18 protein-coding genes are annotated in these 21,572 nt (G+C 62.5%); 12 read left to right on the top strand and 6 right to left on the bottom strand.

What is annotated here, in order from left to right; genetic code table 11:
* Positions 1-35 precede the first annotated feature (35 nt).
* The 3 genes from amn to BBG20_RS30570 all read right to left on the bottom strand — a co-directional run bounded on the left by amn (position 36) and on the right by BBG20_RS30570 (position 5,791).
* Entirely contained in the window at positions 36-1,508 is a 1,473-nt protein-coding gene (gene amn, locus BBG20_RS30580) for an AMP nucleosidase (protein WP_161630243.1), read from the bottom strand.
* Positions 1,509-1,681: 173 nt separating this feature from the next.
* Positions 1,682-3,331, bottom strand: a complete 1,650-nt coding sequence (locus BBG20_RS30575) for an acyl-CoA dehydrogenase family protein (RefSeq protein WP_065910109.1) — start codon at positions 3,329-3,331, stop codon at positions 1,682-1,684.
* Positions 3,332-3,400: 69 nt separating this feature from the next.
* Positions 3,401-5,791, bottom strand: a complete 2,391-nt coding sequence (locus tag BBG20_RS30570; protein WP_065910107.1) for a hybrid sensor histidine kinase/response regulator — start codon at positions 5,789-5,791, stop codon at positions 3,401-3,403.
* 275 nt (positions 5,792-6,066) lie between these two features.
* Between BBG20_RS30570 and BBG20_RS30565 the strand changes: the two genes are divergently transcribed.
* From BBG20_RS30565 to BBG20_RS30550, 4 genes are all read left to right on the top strand, one after another.
* Complete coding sequence (locus BBG20_RS30565) at positions 6,067-6,864, top strand: hydroxymethylpyrimidine/phosphomethylpyrimidine kinase (protein ID WP_049711392.1); 798 nt, start codon at positions 6,067-6,069, stop codon at positions 6,862-6,864.
* A 27-nt stretch (positions 6,865-6,891) separates the two neighbouring features.
* Positions 6,892-7,521, top strand: coding sequence for a thiamine phosphate synthase (gene thiE, locus BBG20_RS30560; protein WP_065910105.1), 630 nt, complete (start codon positions 6,892-6,894; stop codon positions 7,519-7,521).
* A gap of 11 nt (positions 7,522-7,532) precedes the next feature.
* Positions 7,533-8,816: a glutamate-1-semialdehyde 2,1-aminomutase gene (gene hemL / locus BBG20_RS30555; protein ID WP_065910103.1), complete on the top strand. Its 1,284-nt coding sequence runs from the start codon at positions 7,533-7,535 to the stop codon at positions 8,814-8,816.
* Positions 8,817-9,041: 225 nt separating this feature from the next.
* On the top strand, positions 9,042-9,596 hold the full coding sequence (locus BBG20_RS30550) for a tetratricopeptide repeat protein (RefSeq protein ID WP_065910101.1): 555 nt from the start codon (positions 9,042-9,044) through the stop codon (positions 9,594-9,596).
* A gap of 129 nt (positions 9,597-9,725) precedes the next feature.
* Here the strand turns inward: BBG20_RS30550 and BBG20_RS30545 are convergent, their stop codons facing one another.
* Complete coding sequence (locus BBG20_RS30545) at positions 9,726-10,052, bottom strand: DUF1820 family protein (protein WP_065910336.1); 327 nt, start codon at positions 10,050-10,052, stop codon at positions 9,726-9,728.
* Positions 10,053-10,183: 131 nt separating this feature from the next.
* Here BBG20_RS30545 and miaB point away from each other — a divergent pair, with 131 nt between their 5' ends.
* The 5 genes from miaB (at position 10,184) to lnt (ending at position 15,608) form a co-directional block, all read left to right on the top strand.
* The gene (miaB, locus tag BBG20_RS30540) at positions 10,184-11,512 is read left to right on the top strand and encodes a tRNA (N6-isopentenyl adenosine(37)-C2)-methylthiotransferase MiaB (RefSeq protein WP_065910099.1); all 1,329 of its coding nucleotides are present in this window, start codon (positions 10,184-10,186) and stop codon (positions 11,510-11,512) included.
* Between the two features lie 226 nt (positions 11,513-11,738).
* Positions 11,739-12,743 (top strand): PhoH family protein, encoded by a 1,005-nt coding sequence (locus BBG20_RS30535; protein WP_065910097.1) that lies wholly within the window; start codon positions 11,739-11,741, stop codon positions 12,741-12,743.
* Positions 12,736-13,194, top strand: a complete 459-nt coding sequence (gene ybeY / locus BBG20_RS30530; RefSeq protein WP_065910095.1) for an rRNA maturation RNase YbeY — start codon at positions 12,736-12,738, stop codon at positions 13,192-13,194. The genes BBG20_RS30535 and ybeY overlap by 8 nt, the downstream gene beginning before the upstream one ends.
* 42 nt (positions 13,195-13,236) lie before the next feature.
* Positions 13,237-14,076 (top strand): HlyC/CorC family transporter, encoded by an 840-nt coding sequence (locus BBG20_RS30525; protein WP_015373027.1) that lies wholly within the window; start codon positions 13,237-13,239, stop codon positions 14,074-14,076.
* A gap of 8 nt (positions 14,077-14,084) precedes the next feature.
* Positions 14,085-15,608 carry an apolipoprotein N-acyltransferase gene (lnt, locus tag BBG20_RS30520; RefSeq protein WP_065910093.1) on the top strand — a complete coding sequence of 508 codons (1,524 nt, stop codon included), beginning with the start codon at positions 14,085-14,087 and terminating at the stop codon, positions 15,606-15,608.
* 121 nt (positions 15,609-15,729) lie between these two features.
* Here the strand turns inward: lnt and BBG20_RS30515 are convergent, their stop codons facing one another.
* Positions 15,730-16,491, bottom strand: coding sequence for a YdcF family protein (locus tag BBG20_RS30515; RefSeq protein ID WP_065910091.1), 762 nt, complete (start codon positions 16,489-16,491; stop codon positions 15,730-15,732).
* Positions 16,492-16,590: 99 nt separating this feature from the next.
* A complete protein-coding gene (locus tag BBG20_RS30510; RefSeq protein ID WP_065910089.1) occupies positions 16,591-16,908 on the bottom strand; it encodes a hypothetical protein in 318 nt (105 codons plus the stop codon).
* Positions 16,909-17,170: 262 nt separating this feature from the next.
* On the opposite strand from BBG20_RS30510, the gene leuS reads away from it, so the two are divergent.
* The 3 genes from leuS (at position 17,171) to holA (ending at position 21,548) form a co-directional block, all read left to right on the top strand.
* Positions 17,171-19,777, top strand: coding sequence for a leucine--tRNA ligase (leuS, locus tag BBG20_RS30505; RefSeq protein ID WP_065910088.1), 2,607 nt, complete (start codon positions 17,171-17,173; stop codon positions 19,775-19,777).
* Between the two features lie 88 nt (positions 19,778-19,865).
* Positions 19,866-20,471 (top strand): LPS-assembly lipoprotein LptE, encoded by a 606-nt coding sequence (locus BBG20_RS30500; RefSeq protein ID WP_065910087.1) that lies wholly within the window; start codon positions 19,866-19,868, stop codon positions 20,469-20,471.
* Between the two features lie 39 nt (positions 20,472-20,510).
* Positions 20,511-21,548, top strand: a complete 1,038-nt coding sequence (gene holA / locus BBG20_RS30495; protein ID WP_065910085.1) for a DNA polymerase III subunit delta — start codon at positions 20,511-20,513, stop codon at positions 21,546-21,548.
* Positions 21,549-21,572 lie beyond the last annotated feature (24 nt).

Here is a 21,572-nt window from a genome sequence, read left to right as displayed (position 1 = left end):
TAGTGGCCTGACCGCTAAATGACCATCCCAACCGCTTAGCGGAACGGCGGCTCGTCGAAGCTGCGCAGTTTGCGCGAGTGCAGCGAGTTGAGTTCGGTGCGCAACAGGTCGACCGCCTCGATGCCGATCTTCAAGTGCTGGCTGACCGCACGTTCATAGAACGCGTTGGCCGAACCCGGCAGCTTGATTTCGCTGTGCAGCGGTTTGTCCGACACACACAACAAGGTGCCGTACGGTACGCGCAAGCGATAACCCTGGGCGGCGATGGTGCCGCTTTCCATGTCCACGGCCACTGCGCGGGACAGGTTGATCAACGGGCGCTCCTGGGCCCAACGCAGTTCCCAGTTGCGGTCGTCGTAGGTCAGCACGGTGCCGGTGCGCAGGCGTTTTTTCAGCTCTTCGCCTTTTTCGCCGGTGACATTGGCCGCCGCTTGCTGCAAGGCCAGCTGCACTTCGGCCAGGGCCGGGATCGGGATATTCGGCGGTACCACGCGGTCGAGAATCCCGTCGCGGCGCATATAGGCGTGGGCCAATACATAGTCACCGATGGTCTGCGATTGGCGCAGGCCGCCGCAGTGACCGATCATCAGCCAGCAATGCGGGCGCAGCACGGCCAGGTGGTCGGTGATGTTCTTGGCGTTGGACGGGCCGACGCCGATATTCACCAGGGTCACGCCGTGGCCATCAGTGGCCTGCAGGTGATAGGCCGGCATCTGGTAGCGATGCCACACCACGCCGGCGGCAATCGCCGATGCTTCACCGTGGTCCATGCTCTTGTCGATCACCACGTTGCCTGGCAGCACCATGCGGATGAAACGCGGGTCGCTGCGCAGTTGTTCCAGGCCATGCAAGATGAACTGGTCGACATAGCGATGGTAGTTGGTCAGCAGGATCCACGGCTGCACATGGCGCCAGTCACTGCCGGTGTAGTGCACCAGGCGGCGCAGGGAAAAGTCCACGCGCGCCGCGTCGAACAACGCCAGGGGCAGCGGGTCGGTGTTTTCCCAGTCGTACAGGCCATCGGCGATGCCATCGGTGGCGGCCGACAGGTCGGTGCTGGGGAACACACGGGCGAGGGTCGCGGCCGTTACGCCGGAGCCGGCCAGTTCGTCGCCCTGCTCCACCACATACGGGTACGGGATGTTCTGTTGGCTGACGCCGACTTCCACCGTCACGGTAAAGTCATGCATCAGCGGCACCAGTTGTTCCAGCAGGTACTTACGGAACGCCGCCGGATGGGTGACGGTAACGCTGTAGGTACCCGGCAACTGGACTTTGGCATACGCCCGGGTGGTCTGTGGGACTTCGCCGTGGCAGTGGTAGGTCAAGCGCAGTTCCGGATAGCGAAACAGCGCACGTTGTTCGGCGTCGGGTTCGACGCGGTCTTTGAGGTATTGCTTGAGGGCTTGGTTGAGGGCGCCGGTAGCACGCTCATGCAGAGCCGCCAGCCGATCCACGGCTTCTTCAGCGGTTTGAACGACAACAAAAGCTTCGGTCACGGTAAGCATCCTGTGTTCTGACGTGCAGGCCTTTATCTTGCCTGTATCCCGGCCACACCGAAACACCGATTTGGAAACACATTACCTTGCAGGAGCCGGCTTGCCGGCGATAAGGCCCTTGAATTCAATACATGTCTCAAGGCCGCTATCGCCGGCGAGCCGGCGCCTACACGGGAGGGTGATCAGGTTTGCGGGGTTGAGCGCGCGACGATGGCCTCCACATCGACACCCCGCGGCAAGGTGCCATACACGCGGCCGGACGACTCACCCAGACGGCTGGCAATGAAGCCATCGCTGACCGCCGCATTCCCGGCCTCCAGCAGCAGCTTGGCCTGCAGCGCCACGGCAATGTCCTCGGTCAGTTGCCGCGCGCGGTACTGGATGTCCTGGGTGTCCATGAACGCCGACTTCAGTTGCTCGATATGCCGCGCCAGTTGCCTGTCGCCGTGCCCGTCGCCCAATTCGACGAACAGCGCCTCGAGCACGCCCGGCTCTTTGGACAGGGCGCGCAGCACGTCCAGGCATTGCACGTTGCCGGAACCTTCCCACGTGGAATTCACCGGCGCCTCACGGTACAGGCGCGGCAGGATGCTGTCCTCCACATAGCCGGCACCGCCCATGCACTCGGCGGCTTCGTTGATCATCGCCGGCGCACGCTTGCAGATCCAATACTTGCCCACCGCCGTCACCAGCCGGGCGAACTTGGCTTCCTGCTCATTATCCAGATGATCCAGCGCCCGGCCCATGCGCATGCTCAAGGCCAGCGAGGCTTCGCTTTCCAAGGCCAGGTCGGCCAGCACGTTTTGCATCAGCGGTTGCTCGCTGAGCACACGCCCGCCCACGGAACGATGGGCACAATGATGGCTGGCCTGGGTCAACGCCTGGCGCATCAGGGCACTGGAGCCGACCATGCAGTCGAAGCGGGTCATGGCGACCATCTCGATGATGGTCGGTACGCCACGGCCCTCTTCGCCGATCATCCAGGCCAGGGCGCCGCGAAACTCGACTTCGCTGGAGGCGTTGGAGCAATTCCCGAGTTTGTTTTTCAGGCGCTGGATATAGAACTCGTTGCGCGTGTCATCCGGGCGGTGCCGAGGCAGGAGGAAACAGGTCAGGCCCTTGTCAGTCTGCGCCAGGGTCAGGAACGCATCGCACATCGGCGCCGAGCAGAACCACTTGTGCCCCACCAGCTCGTAGGCCTGCCCCGGGCCACCGGCGCCTACCGGATAGGCGCGGGTGGTGTTGGCGCGCACGTCGGTGCCGCCTTGTTTCTCGGTCATGGCCATGCCGATGGTGGCACCGCCCTTGTGGGCAATGCCGACGTTGCGCGGGTCGTATTCGGTGCTGAGGACTTTCGGCAACCAGGTCTGCGCAAGATCCGGCTGCAGGTGCAGGGCCGGCACGCAGGCAAACGTCATGGTCAACGGACAGCCGGTGCCGGCTTCGGCCTGGCTGTGCAGGTAGGTCATGGCCGCGCGGGCGACATGCGCGCCGGACTGCGGATGGGCCCACGGCAACGACGGCAGGCCGTGTTCCACGGCGATGCGCATCAGTTCGTGGTAGGCCGGATGAAACTCCACCAGGTCGATGCGATGCCCATAACGGTCATGGCTGTTGAACACCGGTTTGTTCTGGTTCGCCAGGAACCCGGCCGCCATCATCGGCCCACCGGCCAGCTCCCCGTAGGCATCGATGCGCGTCTCGGCCCAGCCGGCGCCGAAGCGGCGCGACCACTCTTGCAGGGGCAGGTCGATGCGGTAGAGGTTGGTGCCATCCAGGGATGGCGGCTGGTTGGTGACGTCGTGGGTTTCGGCGAACGAGTGCAGGTTCATGACGGGCCTCCTGGAAAAAAGGCCACGTCGATTTGAGGCCTGAATTTCAGTTAAGCACCGACACCGGGCTTAAAAAAGTGGCATACCCGCCGAATGTCCGGCGCTTTCGCCCTCTACTCGCCCCAACAATCGACGCTCCAACACCGCCTGCAAAGCGTCGAAACGCACGGGCTTGGCCAGGCGCTCGGAGACGCCGATGCCATGGCAATGTTCGCGCTCGGACACATTCAGCGACGTACTCAAGGCAATCACCGGCAACTCAGCGCAGCCAGGCAGGGCACGAATCTGACAGCACAACGAGAAACCGCCTTCAGGTATATCCAACAATACTGCGTCGAATGTCTCGGCCTGCAGGCTCGCCAATGCGGACGGCCCGTTGTCCACGGTTTTTACCCGATAACCGAGCTTGAGCAACATGCCGCGCACAGCCAACTGGCCCACGCTGTTGTCATCCACCAGCAGCACCGCGCAATCCTGAGGGCCACGCTGCCGATCGGGTGTCCGCTTTGGCTCCGGGGCGACCAGGCTGACCTGCATCTCCAACTGGAAGCGACTGCCCTTGCCCGGCTCGGAGTGATGGGTGAGGCGCCCGCCCAGCAGTTCGATCAACTGCCGGCAAATCGCCAGGCCAATCCCCAGGCCACCGTATTCGCGGGTGGTCGAGCCATCGAGCTGGAAGAAACGCTGGTACAGCGTGGCCTCGTCGAGGAAAGCGAAGCCGATACCGGTGTCGGTGACGATAAAACTCAAGCGCACGCCACCGTCACTCTGCGGCACGCCCACCACCCGCAGGCGCACCGAGCCCTCATGGGTAAACTTGAAAGCGTTGTCCAGCAGGCAATCCAGGCACTGCAGGAGTTTGTCGGCATCGCCCATCACGCGGTCCGGCAACTCGTCCGCCACGTCGATGGAAAACGCCAGGCCTTTGCTCTGGGCGCTGGCATTGAATTGCTGGCGCAAACCGTCGAGCGCGCCGCGCAGGCTGAAGACCTTGGGCTGGGGAGTCAGGCGTCCGGCTTGCAATTCGGTCAGCGTCAGAATGCCGTTGACCATGCGCATCATGTCCCGCGCCGAACCGGCGGCGGTTTGCTGGTATTGCGCCAGGTCGTCGCCCAGCGGCACGGTTTGCATCAGTTCGAGGGAGCCGATCACGCCGTTCATCGGCGTGCGCAATTCATGGGTCAGGGTCGCAAGGAATTCATCCTTGAGCCGGTTGCTGCGCGCCAACTGCTGGTTGAGCACTTCAAGCTTCTGGCTGGCATCGAACAGGATCTGCGCCTGCTGCTCGCGCATGGAATTGATGCGGTCGGCCAACGCCAGGGACAACAGCGCCACTTCGATCGCCGAACCGATCTGGCTGGCGTACATGGTGAGAAACATGTTCGGTAGGTAGCCCAGCACCATCAGGGTATTGATCACCCCACCGAGCAGGAACGCCGACCAGGCGATGATGAAATAGCGCGCCATGCGCTGGCCGCAATACCAGGCCTTGATGGCAGCCACGAAGATGGTCACGGTAAACACCAGCGCCAGGCCGGTGGCCAGGCGCAAGGCCACCGCATAGCTGGTCAGCAGCGCCAGCGCCATGACGACCGCGCCGCACGCCGCCAGCCCCAGCAGGATGCGGTTGAGCCAGCGGCTGTGCTGCGCGGTGTGCAGGAAACTGCGGGCGAACAGGCTGCCGAACAGCGCCGCCGAGCCGATCAGGAACGGCACCGCCGCGTTCGCCCACCACGGGTTGTTCGGCCAGAAGTACTCCACCGCCACGCCATTGACCGACAACTGGTAGAGGCCGAACGAGGCGATATAAAGGATGTAATAGAGGTAGCTGGTGTCGCGCACGCTCAGGTAGATGAACAGGTTGTAGACCAGCATCCCCAGCAGCACGCCGTAGATCACCCCGAGCACAGACAGGCGCAGGGGTTGTTGTTCCAGATAAGCGGTGCCGGCCCACAGCGTCAAGGGCGCCTGGATCGAGCCTTCGCTTTGCAGGCGCAGGTAGACCGTCTGCTGTTGATCGGGCACAAAGTTGAGCTTGAACAGGTAGTTGCTCTGGCGGACTTCACGGCTGGAAAACGGCAATGCGCTGCCCGTGCGGGAGGTCAGCCGGTAGGTCCCGGTGCCGTCGTTCTGGTACAGGTCCAGGTGATTCAGGGGTGGGTAGGCCAACTCCAAAAACCAGGTGCGCGGCGCGCGCGGGTCCTTGGCGAGGTAATGCAGGTCGACCTTGAGCCAGAACACCGAACGCGAATAGCCGGCGTTGAGGGTGGCTTTGTCATGGGGCTTGAATTGGGCGGCGTAGGCGGGTGAACTGACGTCAGCGATGGTCAGCGCATCGGTGGGGTCTTCGAGCACTTGCATGACTCGGCCCAGCGGCAGGCTTCGCGTGTCCTGGTTGAACTCGATGGCGCTGGCGAGCATTGGCAGCCCGCACAACAATAAAATCAGCAAATAGCGCATAGAGCCCCAGTGTGGCGTGTCCGGTTATGTCAAAAGCCCCCCATTCCTTTTGAGAAGACGTACACCGGCGGTACATTAAGTTGTTTGGATCCACTTTAGCATAGCCGCTAAAGGCCATTGGACACCATTGAAATAATTTTTTGAAAGGCTCTAGGACGCGGGTTTCAGCGGGTTTTCTCGACTGAAAAAGCGCCAAAAAAGCGTCACAACTCCGGCAACATTCAACCCTCACCCGACAGCCACGCAAAAAGCGTTTGGTGGTAAGCTCGCGCACCATGAATATCTACAGCTCTCGCCCCGTTGTCCTCTGTCTCTCCGGCCATGATCCCAGTGGTGGCGCCGGCTTGCAGGCAGATATCGAAGCCCTGCTCGCCCAGGGCTGCCATGCGGCTCCGGCCGTCACCGCCCTGACCGTGCAGAACACCGTCAACGTCAGCGATTTCCGCGTGCTCGACCGCGAGTGGGTGCTGGCCCAGGCCAATGCCGTGCTCGGCGACTCCGAAGTGGCAGCGGTCAAGCTGGGCATGCTCGGTTCCACCGCGATGGTCGACACCGTGGTCGAACTGCTGCAGGCGCACCCGCACCTGCCGGTCGTCTGCGACCCGGTGCTGCGCGCCGGCGGCGGTGGCAGCCTGGGCAAGGATGAAGTCGGCTATGCCATGCGCGAGCGGCTGTTGCCGCTGTCGCTGATCGCCACGCCGAACCTGCCCGAAGCGCGCATCCTCGCCGAACTGCCCGAGGGCACGGCGGACGAATGCGCCGAAAAACTGCTGCCGTACATCAAGCACCTGCTGATCACCGGCGGGCATGGCGACGAGCATGAAGTGCACAACCGCCTCTACAGCCGTGACGGCACGCGCCAGACCTTCACCTGCCAGCGCTTGCCCGGCAGCTATCACGGTTCGGGCTGCACGCTCGCCAGTGCCCTGGCCGGCCGGATCGCCCAGGGCGAAGGGTTGGTCAGCGCGGTGCAATCGGCCCTCAACTACACTTGGCGCACCCTGCGTGACGCCGAACAACTCGGTCAGGGCCAGTTCGTACCGCGTCGGTTGCCGCTGGATTTCTGCTCGTAACTTTTTCTGCTCGAAGGGGCCTGCCCGATGAAACTACGTGGCCTGTATGCCATTACCGACAGCCAACTGTTGGCTGGCAAGTTCCTCGCCTACGTCGAAGCGGCGCTGGACGGTGGCGTGACCCTGCTGCAGTACCGCGACAAAAGCAGCGACGAAGCCCGGCGCCTGCGTGAGGCCGAGAAGCTGCGCGAACTGTGCTCGCGCTACAAGACCCAACTGATCATCAACGACGACGCCGAGCTGGCCGCGCGCCTGGGCGTCGGCGTGCACCTGGGCCAGACCGACGGCCCGCTGACCCCGGCCCGCGCGTTGCTGGGCTCCAAGGCGATCATCGGCGCGACCTGCCACAGCCAGATCGAGCTGGCCGAGCAGGCCGCCAAGGAAGGCGCCAGCTATGTCGCCTTCGGCCGCTTCTTCACGTCCAACACCAAGCCGGGCGCTTCTGCCGCCACCGTCCCGATGCTGGCCCAGGCCCGTGCGCGCCTGCAGCTGCCGATCTGCGTGATCGGCGGCATCACCCTGGAGAACGCCGAACCGCTGGTGGCGCATGGCGCTGACCTGCTGGCCGTGGTGCACGGCCTGTTCGGTGCGGACAGCACCCAGGAAGTGACGCGTCGCGCCCGCGCCTTTAACGATCTTCTTAAATATTCAGTTTAGAGAGCCCGATCATGTCCCGTTCCGAAACCCTGTTTGCCAATGCCCAGAAACACATCCCCGGCGGTGTGAACTCCCCGGTGCGTGCGTTCAAGAGCGTGGGCGGCACGCCGCTGTTCTTCAAGCATGCCGAAGGCGCGTACGTCACAGACGAAGATGACAAGCGCTACGTCGACTACGTCGGCTCCTGGGGCCCGATGATCCTCGGCCACAGCCACCCGGACGTACTCGACGCAGTGCGCAAGCAGCTGGAACACGGCCTCTCCTACGGCGCGCCGACCGCCATGGAAACCGAGATGGCTGACCTGGTGTGCTCAATCGTGCCGTCGATGGAGATGGTGCGGATGGTCAGCTCCGGCACCGAAGCCACCATGAGCGCGATTCGCCTGGCCCGTGGTTTCACCGGCCGCGACAGCATCATCAAGTTTGAAGGCTGCTACCACGGCCACTCCGACAGCCTGCTGGTCAAAGCCGGTTCGGGCGCGCTGACCCAGGGCGTGCCAAGCTCGGCCGGCGTGCCTGCGGCGTTCGCCAAACACACCCTGACCCTGCCGTTCAACGACATCGCGGCCGTCGAGCAGATGCTCGATGAAGTCGGGCAAGACGTGGCGTGCATCATCGTCGAGCCGGTGGCCGGCAACATGAACTGCGTACCACCGGCGCCGGGCTTTCTCGAAGGCCTGCGCGAGCAGTGCGACAAGCACGGCGTGGTGCTGATTTTCGACGAGGTGATGACGGGTTTTCGCGTTGCACTCGGCGGCGCACAGGCGCACTACGGCGTTACGCCGGACCTGAGCACCTTCGGCAAGATCATCGGCGGCGGCATGCCGGTCGGCTGCTTCGGCGGCAAGCGCGAAATCATGCAGCACATCGCGCCGCTGGGCCCGGTGTACCAGGCAGGCACCTTGTCGGGTAACCCGCTGGCAATGGCTGCCGGCCTGACCACCCTGCGCCTGATCAGCCGTCCGGGCTTCCACGCCGAGCTGACCGACTACACCACCCGCCTGCTCGACGGCCTGCAACAGCGCGCCGATGCCGCCGGCATCCCGTTTGTGACGACCCAGGCGGGCGGCATGTTTGGCCTGTACTTCAGCGGCGCCGATGACATCGTCACCTTTGATGACGTGATGGGCAGCGATGCCGATCTGTTCAAGCGCTTCTTCCACCTGATGCTCGAAGGCGGCGTGTACCTGGCACCGAGCGCCTTCGAAGCCGGCTTCACCTCGATCGCCCATGGCGACGCCGAGCTGAAACTGACCCTCGATGCCGCCGAGCGCGCCTTCGCGGCCTTGAAATAAACGACGGAAAAAATCGGGCGCCGCCCCAGCGGTGTCTGATTTGCTACTTTGTTTACAGAGATTTCCGAGTTTTTTCGAGAAACCACCTGCAATCCGGCAGATAACTTGCCCAACCAGCAGAAAAACGAGTAAAGACTTTGTAAGCAGAGGCCTGCTTATTTCATAATGCGCGCTTATTGGATCCCCCGAGGATCCGCGCGCCCCGTCAGAGGTAAGTCGATTCCCATGAAACGCACCGGCCGCACCCTGGTTCTGGGCTGCCTGTTGCTCCTTCAGCCGCTGCTGGCACATGCACAAGCAGGCGGCAACTCGTTGTTAATCCCAGCGATGGGTCGTTGCACCCTCAATACCCAGCCAGACAGCCAGGCCGAAGCCCTGAGCGCGTGCCAGAAACAGGCCGACGGTGGGGATGCGCAGGCGCAATACGAGTTGGGCGAGTACTACCACGACAGCAAGAACCCCGCCCGCGACCTCAACAAAGCCTTGAGTTACTTCGAGAAAGCCTCGTTGCAGGGCCACGCGCAGGCGCAATTCCAGCTCGGCACCATGTTCTTCAAAGGTGAAGGCGTGCCGGCCAATAACGTTCAGGCGTATATCGTGCTGAAGATGGCGGCGGTCAACGGCGCCGAAGACGCGCTGGACACTGCCGACGAAGTCGCCGAACACATGCAGCGCAATGAACTGGAAACCGCGACCCAGGTGCTGGGCCAGATTTTCCGCAACTACCTGCAGGAACTGCAGAGCGCAGATGGCAGATCGCCATTCTCGCCGCTGCCCTGAGTTCTGTAGCGCCTTTACTGCCGCCTTCGCGAGCAAGCCCGCCCCCACACTCGACTGCATTCCAAAGGTGGAACTCGGTCGGATGTGGGAGCGGGCTTGCTCGCGAAGGGGTCGGCGCGGTCTTAAGCCTTACTTCTCAGGCATCGGCACCGGAAACGGCATGACATTGCTCACGCCCCGGGCTTCGCTGATTTTCGGCGTGCCCAGGCGCTCGACTTCATCGATGCGCACAATCGAATGCATCGGCACAAAACTGCGCACCACGCCTTCGAACTGCGCCTTGAGTTTTTCCTCGCCCGGGTCGACGACCAACTGGGTGCGCTCGCCAAAGACGAACTCTTCCACTTCCAGGAAGCCCCACAGATCACTTTGATAGATCTGCTTGGCGTACATTTCGAACACCTGGCCCTGGTTAAGGAAAATCACCTTATAGATTGGAGCTTCACGTTTGGTCATGGTGGGCGAATAACACATCGGGGATATAAAAGAGGGCGCGAACTATAGCATGGCACCCGATGCACAACGCTAGGAACCAATGGGCATGCCCCCTATAATGCGCGGTTCTTTACCACCAGTTGACGATCCCCATGGCCAAGAAGCTCTATATCGAAACCCACGGTTGCCAGATGAACGAGTACGACAGCTCGCGCATGGTCGATCTGCTGGGTGAACACCAGGCCCTGGAAGTCACCGCCCGCGCCGAAGATGCCGACGTGATCCTGCTCAATACCTGCTCGATCCGCGAGCGGGCCCAGGACCGGGTGTACTCGCAGCTGGGCCGCTGGCGCGAATTGAAACTGGCCAACCCGGACATGGTGATCGCCGTCGGCGGTTGCGTGGCGAGCCAGGAAGGTGCGGCGATCCGCGACCGCGCCCCCTACGTGGACGTGGTGTTCGGCCCGCAAACCTTGCACCGCCTGCCGGAAATGATCGACGCCGCACGCTTCACCAAGCTGCCGCAGGTCGATGTCTCGTTCCCGGAAATCGAAAAATTCGACCACTTGCCCGAGCCGCGCATCGACGGGCCGAGTGCCTACGTGTCGGTGATGGAAGGCTGCAGCAAGTACTGCACCTTCTGCGTGGTGCCCTACACCCGGGGTGAAGAAGTCAGCCGGCCGTTTGACGACGTGATGTCGGAAATCATCCACCTCGCCGAAAACGGCGTGCGCGAAGTGACCTTGCTGGGCCAGAACGTCAACGGCTATCGAGGCTTGACCCACGACGGGCGCCTGGCCGACCTGGCGGAGCTGATCCGGGTGGTCGCCGCTGTCGACGGCATCGAGCGTATTCGCTACACCACCTCGCACCCGCTGGAGTTCTCCGACAGCCTGATCCAGGCTCACGCCGAAGTGCCGGAGCTGGTCAAACACCTGCATTTGCCGGTGCAATCAGGCTCGGACCGCATCCTCTCGGCGATGAAGCGCAACCACACCGCGCTGGAATACAAATCCAAACTGCGCAAGCTGCGCGCGGCGGTGCCGGGTATCTGCATCAGCTCGGACTTTATCGTCGGCTTCCCCGGCGAAACCGAAAAAGACTTCCAGCAGACCATGAAGCTGATCGAAGACGTCGGTTTCGACTTCTCCTACTCGTTCGTCTACAGCCAGCGCCCGGGCACACCGGCGGCGGACCTGCTGGACGAAACCCCGGAAGAGCTGAAAAAAGAACGCCTGAATGCCCTGCAACATCGCTTGAACCAGCAGGGTTTCGAGATCAGCCGACAGATGGTCGGCTCAACCCAGCGCATCCTGGTCACCGACTATTCGAAAAAAGACCCGGGCGAATTGCAGGGCCGTACCGAGAACAACCGAATCGTCAACTTCCGCTGCGATAATCCCACGCTGATCGGCCAGTTTGCCGATGTGCACATCGATGCGGCGCAACCGCACTCGTTGCGCGGCTCGTTGATCAACTGAGTTCAGGACACACGAAGCTCAACTGTGGGCGCTGGCTTGCCGGCGATAGCGGTGAAACAGGCGGCATCTCTTTTGGATGTGCCGCCCCTTCGCCGGCAAGCCAGCCCTCACAGGGATCGCCTTGGTTCCTGAGAGTGGACCCCGCCTACATAAGTGCTTTCGCACACCGGCGGCTGGCGTTATCCTCTATTTCACCTAAACAGCCAAAGGGCGGCTAAAAGCAACCTTGAACGCACCCATAGCAGAACCCCATCGTTTTCTCCTCGAGCCGTTTGAGGCTCGCCGTTTCGCCAATCTGTGCGGACAGTTCGACGAGCACCTGCGCCTGATCGAACAACGCCTGAGCATCGAGATCCGCAACCGCGGCAATCAGTTCGAGCTCATTGGTGAACCCCAGCACACCACGTCCGCAGAAAACCTGCTGCGCCGTCTCTACCGTGAAACCAAGGGCAGTGAGCTGTCGCCGGAAACGGTGCACCTGTACCTGCAGGAATCGGCCGTGGAAGACCTGGCCAACAACCCTGTGGCCGAAGCCAGCGTGGCCCTGCGCACCAAAAAAGGCATGATTCGCCCGCGCGGCTTGAATCAGCAGCGCTACGTCAAGGAAATCCTCGGCAACGACATCAACTTCGGCATCGGCCCGGCCGGTACCGGCAAGACCTACCTGGCGGTAGCCTGCGCCGTTGACGCCCTGGAGCGTGAACAAGTGCGCCGCATCCTGCTGGTGCGACCGGCGGTCGAGGCCGGCGAAAAGCTTGGCTTCCTGCCCGGCGACCTGGCCCAGAAGATCGACCCGTACCTGCGCCCGCTCTACGACGCGCTGTACGAGATGCTCGGCTTTGAATACGTGGCCAAGCTGATCGAACGCCAAGTGATCGAGATCGCCCCGCTCGCCTACATGCGTGGTCGTACGCTGAACAACAGCTTCATCATCCTCGACGAAAGCCAGAACACCACGGTCGAGCAGATGAAGATGTTCCTCACCCGCATCGGTTTCGGCTCCACCGCCGTGATCACCGGCGACGTCACCCAGGTCGACCTGCCCAAGGGCACCAAGTCCGGCCTGGCCCAGGTGATCGAGGTGCTCAAGGACGTGCCGGGTATCAGCTTCACGCACTTCATGCCCAAGGACGTGGTCCGCCACCCGCTGGTGCAGCGTATCGTCGAAGCCTACGAGCGCTTCGATCATCGCGATGACGCACCCGCCAAGGACAGCCGCCGCGATGCTTGAGCTTGACCTGCAACTGGCCACCGAAGCGCCCGCCCCCAGCGAAGAACAGTTCCGTCAATGGTGCGCCCTGGCCCTGCGCCAGCGCACCGCCGATTCGGAGCTGACCATCCGCCTGGTGGACGAGCCCGAAGGCCGCGAACTGAACCACACCTGGCGCCAGAAGGATTACGCGACCAACGTGCTGTCCTTCCCCGCCGACGTCCCCGACGAATTGCTGGATATCCCGCTGCTGGGCGACCTGGTGATCTGCGTCGAAGTGGTCGAGCGCGAGGCAAAGGAGCAAGGCAAGGAACTTGAAGCCCATTGGGCCCATCTAGTCATCCACGGCTGCTTGCATCTCTTGGGTTACGACCATATAGACGATGACGAAGCCGAAGAAATGGAAGCACTGGAACGAACGTTGCTTGCAGAATTGGGTCACCGCGATCCGTATGCAGACGACGAAAACTGATCAACACTCAACTGAAACATCAAAGGATTTAGAGTAATCGCTATGAGCGAAGACCGATCGAGCAACGGGCAGAAGTCATGGCTGGGTAAACTGACCCAGGCTTTTGCCCACGAGCCGAAAAACCGCCAGGAGCTGCTGGAGCTGCTGCGCGAGGCCCATCAGAACAAGTTGCTGGACAGCGAAGCGCTGGCCATCGTCGAAGGCGCCATCCAGGTGGCTGACCTGCAGGTTCGGGACATCATGGTCCCGCGCTCGCAGATGATCAGCATCAAGGCGACCCAGACCCCGCGGGAATTCCTCCCGGCCGTGATCGACTCGGCGCACTCGCGCTACCCGGTGATCGGTGAAAGCCATGACGACGTCATGGGTGTCCTGCTGGCCAAGGACCTGTTGCCGCTGATCCTCAAGGAGAACGGCGACAACTTCAACATCAAGGACCTGCTGCGTCCTGCCACCTTCGTGCCCGAATCCAAGCGCCTGAATGTGCTGTTGCGCGAGTTCCGCGCCAACCACAATCACATGGCCATTGTGATCGACGAATACGGCGGTGTAGCGGGCCTGGTGACCATCGAAGACGTGCTGGAACAAATCGTCGGCGACATCGAAGACGAGCACGACGTCGAAGAAGACAGCTACATCAAGCCGCTGCCCAGCGGTGATTTCCTGGTCAAGGCGCTGACGCCGATCGAGAACTTCAACGAGTTCTTCGACAGCGAATTCTCCGACGATGAGTTCGACACCGTCGGCGGCCTGGTGATGAGTGCGTTTGGCCACTTGCCCAAGCGTAACGAGACCACCGAGATCGGCGCCTACCGCTTCCGCATCCTGAATGCCGACAGCCGCCGGATTCACTTGATTCGCCTGACACCTATTGCCCGTTAAGGACTGACATGCGCCGTATGATCGCACCCGGCTGGCCCGGTAACCTGCTGGCCGTGGCGGCCGGTGCCATCACCACCCTGGCGCTGGCGCCGTTCGATCTGTGGCCGTTTGCGCTACTGGCAGTCGGACTGTTCTATATCGGTCTGCGGGAGCTGACACCACGCCAGGCCTTGGGCCGTGGCTGGTGTTTCGGTTTCGGCCTGTTTGGCGCCGGCACCAGCTGGATCTACTACAGCATCCACCACTTCGGCGGTGCCTCGGTGTTGCTGGCAGGCTTCCTGATGCTGCTGTTCACTGCCGCCATCGCCTGGTTCTTCGCCTTGCCCGCCTGGTTGTGGGCGCGCTGGCTGCGTCGCAATGAAGCGCCACTGGCCGATGCCCTGACGTTTGCCGCACTGTGGGTCGGCCAGGAAGCCTTTCGCGGCTGGTTCCTCACCGGCTTCCCGTGGCTGTATTCCGGGTATAGCCAACTCGACGGCCCGCTGACGGGCCTCGCCCCTGTCGGCGGGATCTGGCTGATTTCCTTTGCCCTGGCGCTGACGGCGGCCCTGTTGTGCAACCTGCCTCGCCTGCTGGCGAGCAAGCGCAATGCCTTTATCGGCGCGGGCCTGGTCTTGCTGGTCGCCCCTTGGGCTATCGGCCTGGCCCTCAAGCATCACGCCTGGACTGCGCCTTCCGGCGCACCACTGAGCGTGGCCGCCATCCAGGGCAACGTCGAACAAAGCATGAAGTGGGACCCCGAGCAGCTCAATGCGCAGCTCGCGCTGTACCGCGACATGAGCTTCAGCTCCAAGCCCGTGGACTTGCTGGTGTGGCCGGAAACCGCCGTGCCGGTACTCAAGGAGTCCGTCGAGGGCTATCTGGGGATGATGGGCAAATTCGCCGCCGACCGGCACACCGCACTGATCACTGGCGTTCCGATCCGCCAGGAAGTGCACCACCAGAAGCGCTATTTCAATGGCGTCACCGTGGTGGGTGAAGGCGACGGCACCTACCTGAAGCAGAAGCTGGTGCCCTTCGGCGAGTATGTACCGCTGCAGGACATGCTGCGCGGGCTGATCGCCTTCTTCGACCTGCCGATGTCGGACTTCGCCCGCGGCCCCGCCGACCAGGCGATGCTGCAAGCCAAGGGCTATCAGATAGCGCCGTTCGTGTGCTACGAAGTGGTATACCCGGAATTTGCCGCCGGCCTGTCGGCCCAGAGCGACTTGCTGCTGACCATCAGCAATGACACCTGGTTTGGCCGCTCCATCGGCCCACTGCAGCATCTGCAGATGGCGCAGATGCGCGCGCTGGAGGCGGGGCGCTGGATGATCCGCGCCACCAACAACGGCGTGACCGGACTGATCAACCCGTTCGGGCAGATCACCGCACAGATCCCGCAATTCGAGCGCGGCATTCTCTACGGCGAAGTGGTGCCGATGCACAACCTCACACCGTACCTGCAATGGCGCTCGTGGCCGTTGATCATCCTATGCCTGGGGCTGTTTGGCTGGGCGCTGCTGGCGAGCCGGATGGCCAAGACGGTCTGACAGGCACCACAAAACAATGTGGGAGCGGGCTTGCTCGCGAAGGCGTTAGTTCAGCCAACAGCTACGTTGACTGACACACCGCCTTCGCGAACAAGCCCGCTCCCACGTTTGCAGGGCGGCGCTAGCGGTAGAACAACCGATAACCCACCTGCCCTACCGCCTCGTTGATCAACTGTCCGCTCTGCCACACCGACTTGAATTCCGGCATCCAGCCGCCCAGCGGCCGGGCATTGTCCACGCCCAGGAAGCCTACCGGCGCCGGGACCACGGTAAAGCCAGCCTTTTCAAAGCTCCACACCGAGCGCGGCATGTGCCAGGCCTGGGTCACCACCACCACGCGCTTGATGCCTTCGGGCAGCAATATCTCGGCACTCATTTGCGCGTTTTCCCAGGTGGTACGGCTGCGTTCTTCCTTCCAGCGCACCGTTACGCCGAAGTCGTCGTGCATCGACACCGCCATCAACTCGGCCTCGCTGGGCGGCGTGCCGTAATGCAGGCCGCCGGAGGTCAGCACCGGCAACCCGGATGCCTTGGCCAGGCGCGCGGCATAGCGCTGGCGCTCCAGGCCGATACCGGTCGGCTGATCGGCGCCCCATGCCGGGTCACCGCGTTCGCGGCCCGAGCCCAGCACCACAATGGCATCGGCGCGCAGGGCCAGGGTCGACCAGTCTTCCCGCGCCAGCGGCGGTTCGGTCTCCAGCGCACGGGCGCCCCACTCCACCATCACCGGCAGGCTGATCAACCACATGCCGCCCAACCCGAGGGCAAAACAGACACCGGCCAAGCGTGGGCGGCTGCGACGAAACCACCAGGCAAGCGCCAGCAACAGCAAGAGGATGCCGGGCGGCAAGAGCAGTTGTTTAATGAAATAGCGAATAGGCATCGGGCATCTCCATAGATGCCCGAAGCCTAAGGTGTAACGGGGTTTAGCGACAATCTTTACGCTGACATGACGCGATAACGCAGCTCAGGGGGGAATGAACTACTTGTAGCGGACGGACCGGAGCTTTTCCGGGCCGCGACCGGCCGACAAGTCCTTGAGCCACACCACCTTGGCTGAGTGCGTGGGTTCCTTGGCTGGCGGGGGTGCTACCCAAGGAGGCGCACTGCGCCCGTTTCGTTCCAGATAAGCCTTGATCAGTTCCAGCTCCGCGCGGCTCAGACCGCGCAGTTCCAACTCGACAGGCCGTTCATCACGCAATCGGCCCGCTGTTCTCGCTGCATCCAATGCACGACCCAATCGGTCGATCAGTCCTTCGTAGATTTCCGGTTTCGTTGCGATTCGCTGCGATTCAACCATCCCCTCACCTCATTGAAGATATGACTCATTCCCCAATAAACAGCGTAGTCCTAGTGGCTGCACCTGCCTGGCGCCGCGACAGACGGCCCTGCCTGCGCAATCAGGGTTTCCCTCGATAGAGTGGGGTCATGTATGCTACGGCGCTTCCTGTAACTCCACTTCCCGCAGGGTTTGGGCACGGACGCGCCGCTTTTTGGTGTCGAACAACCCGGACAGTGCACCGAAGAGGATTAGGCCACCCCTATTCAGTTCAAAAGTAGCCATGCACGAACAATATCAGCCCCGTGAAATAGAAAATGCCGCCCAAACCTTCTGGGACGAGCAAAAGTCCTTTGAAGTCAGTGAACAGCCAGGCAAGGAGACTTACTACTGCCTATCGATGTTCCCTTACCCCAGCGGCAAGCTACACATGGGGCACGTGCGTAACTACACCATCGGCGACGTCATCTCGCGCTACCAGCGCATGCAAGGCAAGAACGTCCTGCAGCCCATGGGTTGGGACGCCTTCGGCATGCCGGCAGAAAACGCCGCGATGAAAAACAACGTGGCGCCCGCCAAGTGGACCTACGAAAACATCGCCTACATGAAGACCCAGCTGCGCAGCCTGGGCCTGGCGGTGGACTGGTCTCGCGAAGTGACCACCTGCAAGCCGGATTACTACCGCTGGGAACAATGGCTGTTCACGCGCCTGTTCGAAAAAGGTGTGATCTACAAGAAGAGCGGCACCGTGAACTGGGACCCGCTCGACCAGACCGTACTGGCCAACGAGCAGGTGATCGACGGTCGCGGCTGGCGCTCCGGCGCGCTGATCGAAAAGCGCGAAATCCCGATGTACTACTTCAAGATCACCGCCTACGCGGATGAACTGCTGTCGAGCCTCGACGACTTGCCGGGCTGGCCTGAACAGGTCAAGACCATGCAGCGCAACTGGATCGGCAAGTCCAAGGGCATGGAAGTGCAGTTCCCGTACAACGTCGACTCGATCGGCGAAGCGGGCGCACTCAAAGTCTTCACCACCCGTCCGGACACCCTGATGGGCGCGACCTACGTCGCCGTGGCCGCTGAGCACCCGCTGGCCACCCAGGCCGCACAGAACAACCCTGAGCTGCAGGCGTTCATCGCCGAATGCAAAGGCGGCAGCGTGGCCGAAGCCGACGTCGCCACCCAAGAGAAAAAAGGCCTGCCGACCGGGCTGTTCGTCGAGCACCCACTGACCGGTGAAAAACTGCCGGTGTGGGTCGCCAACTACGTGCTGATGCATTACGGCGATGGCGCAGTAATGGCAGTACCGGCCCACGACGAACGCGATTTCGAGTTCGCCACCAAATACAGCCTTCCGATCAAATCCGTGGTTCGCACCAGCTCGGGCGACACCAACCCGGCCCCGTGGCAAGACGCCTACGGCGAGCACGGCACACTGATCAACTCCGGTGAATTTGACGGCCTGGACTTCCAGGGCGCTTTCGACGCGATCGAAGTTGCACTGGTGAAGAAAAACCTCGGTGCCTCGCGCACCCAGTTCCGCCTGCGCGACTGGGGCATCAGCCGCCAGCGCTACTGGGGCTGCCCGATCCCGATCATCCACTGCGACAGCTGCGGTGACGTCCCCGTGCCGGAAGACCAACTGCCGGTCGTCCTGCCGGAAGACGTGGTGCCGGATGGCGCTGGCTCGCCCCTGGCGCGCATGCCCGAGTTCTACGAGTGCAGCTGCCCGAAATGCGGCCAGCCTGCCAAGCGTGAAACCGACACCATGGACACCTTCGTCGAGTCCTCGTGGTACTACGCACGCTACGCTTCGCCGCACTATGAAGGCGGCCTGGTGGAAAAATCCGCGGCCGACCACTGGCTGCCGGTAGACCAGTACATCGGCGGTATCGAACACGCCATTCTTCACCTGCTGTACGCGCGCTTCTTCCACAAGCTGATGCGCGACGAAGGCCTGGTGAGCTCCGATGAACCGTTCAAGAACCTGCTGACCCAGGGCATGGTGGTCGCCGAGACCTACTATCGCCGCGAAGCCAACGGCGCCTACACCTGGTTCAATCCGGCCGACGTCGAGCTCGAGCGCGACAGCAAAGCCAAGGTCATCAGCGCCAAGCTGATCGCCGACGGCCTGCCGGTGGAAATCGGTGGCACCGAGAAGATGGCCAAGTCGAAGAACAACGGCGTCGACCCCCAGTCGATGATCGACCAGTTCGGCGCCGACACCTGCCGCCTGTTCATGATGTTCGCCTCGCCGCCCGACATGAGCGCCGAATGGTCCGACTCCGGCGTCGAAGGTTCGCACCGTTTCCTCAAGCGCGTCTGGCGCCTGGCGCATGCCCATATCAGCCAGGGCCTGCCGGGCAAGCTGGATGTCGCAGCACTGAGCGACGAGCAGAAAGCCATTCGCCGCAGCACCCACCTGGCAATCAAGCAAGCCAGCCAGGACGTGGGCCAGAACCACAAGTTCAACACCGCCATTGCCCAGGTGATGACGCTGATGAACGTGCTGGAAAAAGCCCCACAGGCCACCGAACAGGACCGCGCGCTGGTACAGGAAGGCCTGGAAACAGTCACCCTGCTGCTCGCGCCGATCACGCCGCACATCAGCCACGACCTGTGGAGCCGCCTGGGCCACAGCGACGCGGTGATCGATGCGCGCTGGCCGGTGCAGGACGACAGCGCCCTGGTACAGGACACGCTGCAGCTGGTGATCCAGGTCAACGGCAAGCTGCGTGGCCAGATCGACATGCCAGCCACCGCTACTCGCGAGGAAGTCGAAGCAGTCGCACGCGTCAACGAGAACGTGCTGCGCTTTACCGAAGGCCTGACGATCCGCAAAGTGATCGTGGTGCCTGGCAAACTGGTCAACATCGTCGCTAGCTAATCGGATCGGGCGCAGGGCTTGAGCCCTGCGCCGAACAAAGCCTTCAGGGCCTCGATAAGGCCCACATGGTTTCAAGGGGAGCAACAAAATGATCAAACGCAACCTGCTGGTTATGGGCCTCGCCGTGCTGCTGAGCGCTTGCGGCTTCCAGCTGCGCGGTACCGGCACCAACGAACTGGCGATCAAGGAACTGGACGTCAGTGCCCGCGACGCCTACAGCGAAACCGTCACCCAGCTGCGTCAGGTCCTGGAAAACAGCGGCGTTCACGTCTACACCGGCGCGACCTACAAGCTGTTCCTGGCCAATGAAAAAGACACCCAGCGCAACCTGAGCTACGCCAGCGCCGGCCGTGCCTCTGACATCGAACTAAGCACCGTGCTCAGCTTTGAAGTCCAGGGTCGCGATCACCTGCCCTTGATGAATGACGATATCCAGGTGCAGAAAATCGTCAGCCACGACGGCAACAACCTCGTGGGCTCGGACTCCGAAATCATCCAGGTGCGCAAGGAAATGCGTCGTGAGCTGGTACAGCGCATGGTCCTGCGCCTGTCGATGATCACCCCGGAACAACTCGCGACCTTGCAACAACGCGCTGACGACAAGGCCAAGGCCGATGCCGACGCGCTGAAAGCGGCGCAAGAGTACGAAGACAACACGCCGAAACAGTCGCCTGTTGAAGTCCCAGTCGAGTAAGCCCGACGGGGCGCCCCAGGCGCCCCGTTCGCCCTGCCTATGAAACTCGCCCCCGCCCAACTCGCCAAACACCTGCAAGGTGGCCTCGCGCCTGTCTACATTGTCAGCGGTGATGACCCGCTGCTGTGCCAGGAAGCCGCCGACGCGATTCGCACCGCCGCACGCCAGCAAGGCTTCGATGAACGCCAGGTCTTCAGCGCCGACGCCAGTTTCGACTGGGGCACGTTGCTGCAAGCCGGCGCGAGCATGTCGCTGTTTGCCGAAAAGCGCCTGCTGGAACTGCGCCTGCCTTCGGGCAAGCCCGGCGACAAAGGCGCGGCCGCCCTGATGGAATACTGCTCGCGCCCCGCCGAGGACACGGTGCTGTTGATCAGCCTGCCCAAGCTTGACGGCAGCGCGCAGAAAACCAAGTGGGGCAAGGCCCTGGTGGAAGGGGCGCAAACCCAGTTCATCCAGATCTGGCCGGTGGACAGCAACCAGTTGCCGCAATGGATTCGCCAGCGCCTGTCCCAATCCGGCCTGTCGGCGACCCAGGACGCCGTGGAGCTGATCGCCGCCCGCGTGGAAGGCAACCTGCTTGCCGCCGCCCAGGAGATCGAGAAGCTCAAGCTGATGGCCGAAGACGGGCAGATTACCGTCGAGACCGTCCAGGGCGCCGTGGCCGACAGTGCGCGTTTTGACGTGTTCGGGCTGGTGGACGCGATCCTCAACGGTGAACCTGCCCACGCCCTGCGCATGCTCGAAGGCCTGCGCGGCGAAGGCGTCGAGCCACCGGTGATTCTCTGGGCGCTGGCTCGCGAACTGCGGGTACTGGCCAATATCTCCCTGCAATACAGCCAGGGCACGCCGCTGGACAAATGCTTCAGCCAGGCCCGGCCGCCGGTATGGGACAAGCGCAAACCCCTGATGAGCAAAGCCCTGCAACGGCACTCGGCGCAACGCTGGGCGCAACTGCTGCTGGAAGCGCAGCGCATCGATGCGCAGATCAAGGGCCAAGCGGCCGGTTCGCCATGGATGAGCCTGAGTCGCCTGTCGCTGTTGATGGCCGGCCAGCGGCTGACATTGCCCGCCGAATAACCCAGCGCCCTGCAGGCGCCGGCT

Source organism: Pseudomonas aylmerensis, assembly GCF_001702265.1.
Taxonomy (GTDB): domain Bacteria; phylum Pseudomonadota; class Gammaproteobacteria; order Pseudomonadales; family Pseudomonadaceae; genus Aquipseudomonas; species Aquipseudomonas aylmerensis.
Note: the sequence above shows the minus strand (reverse complement) of the source record. Positions and strands in the feature narration are given on the sequence as shown.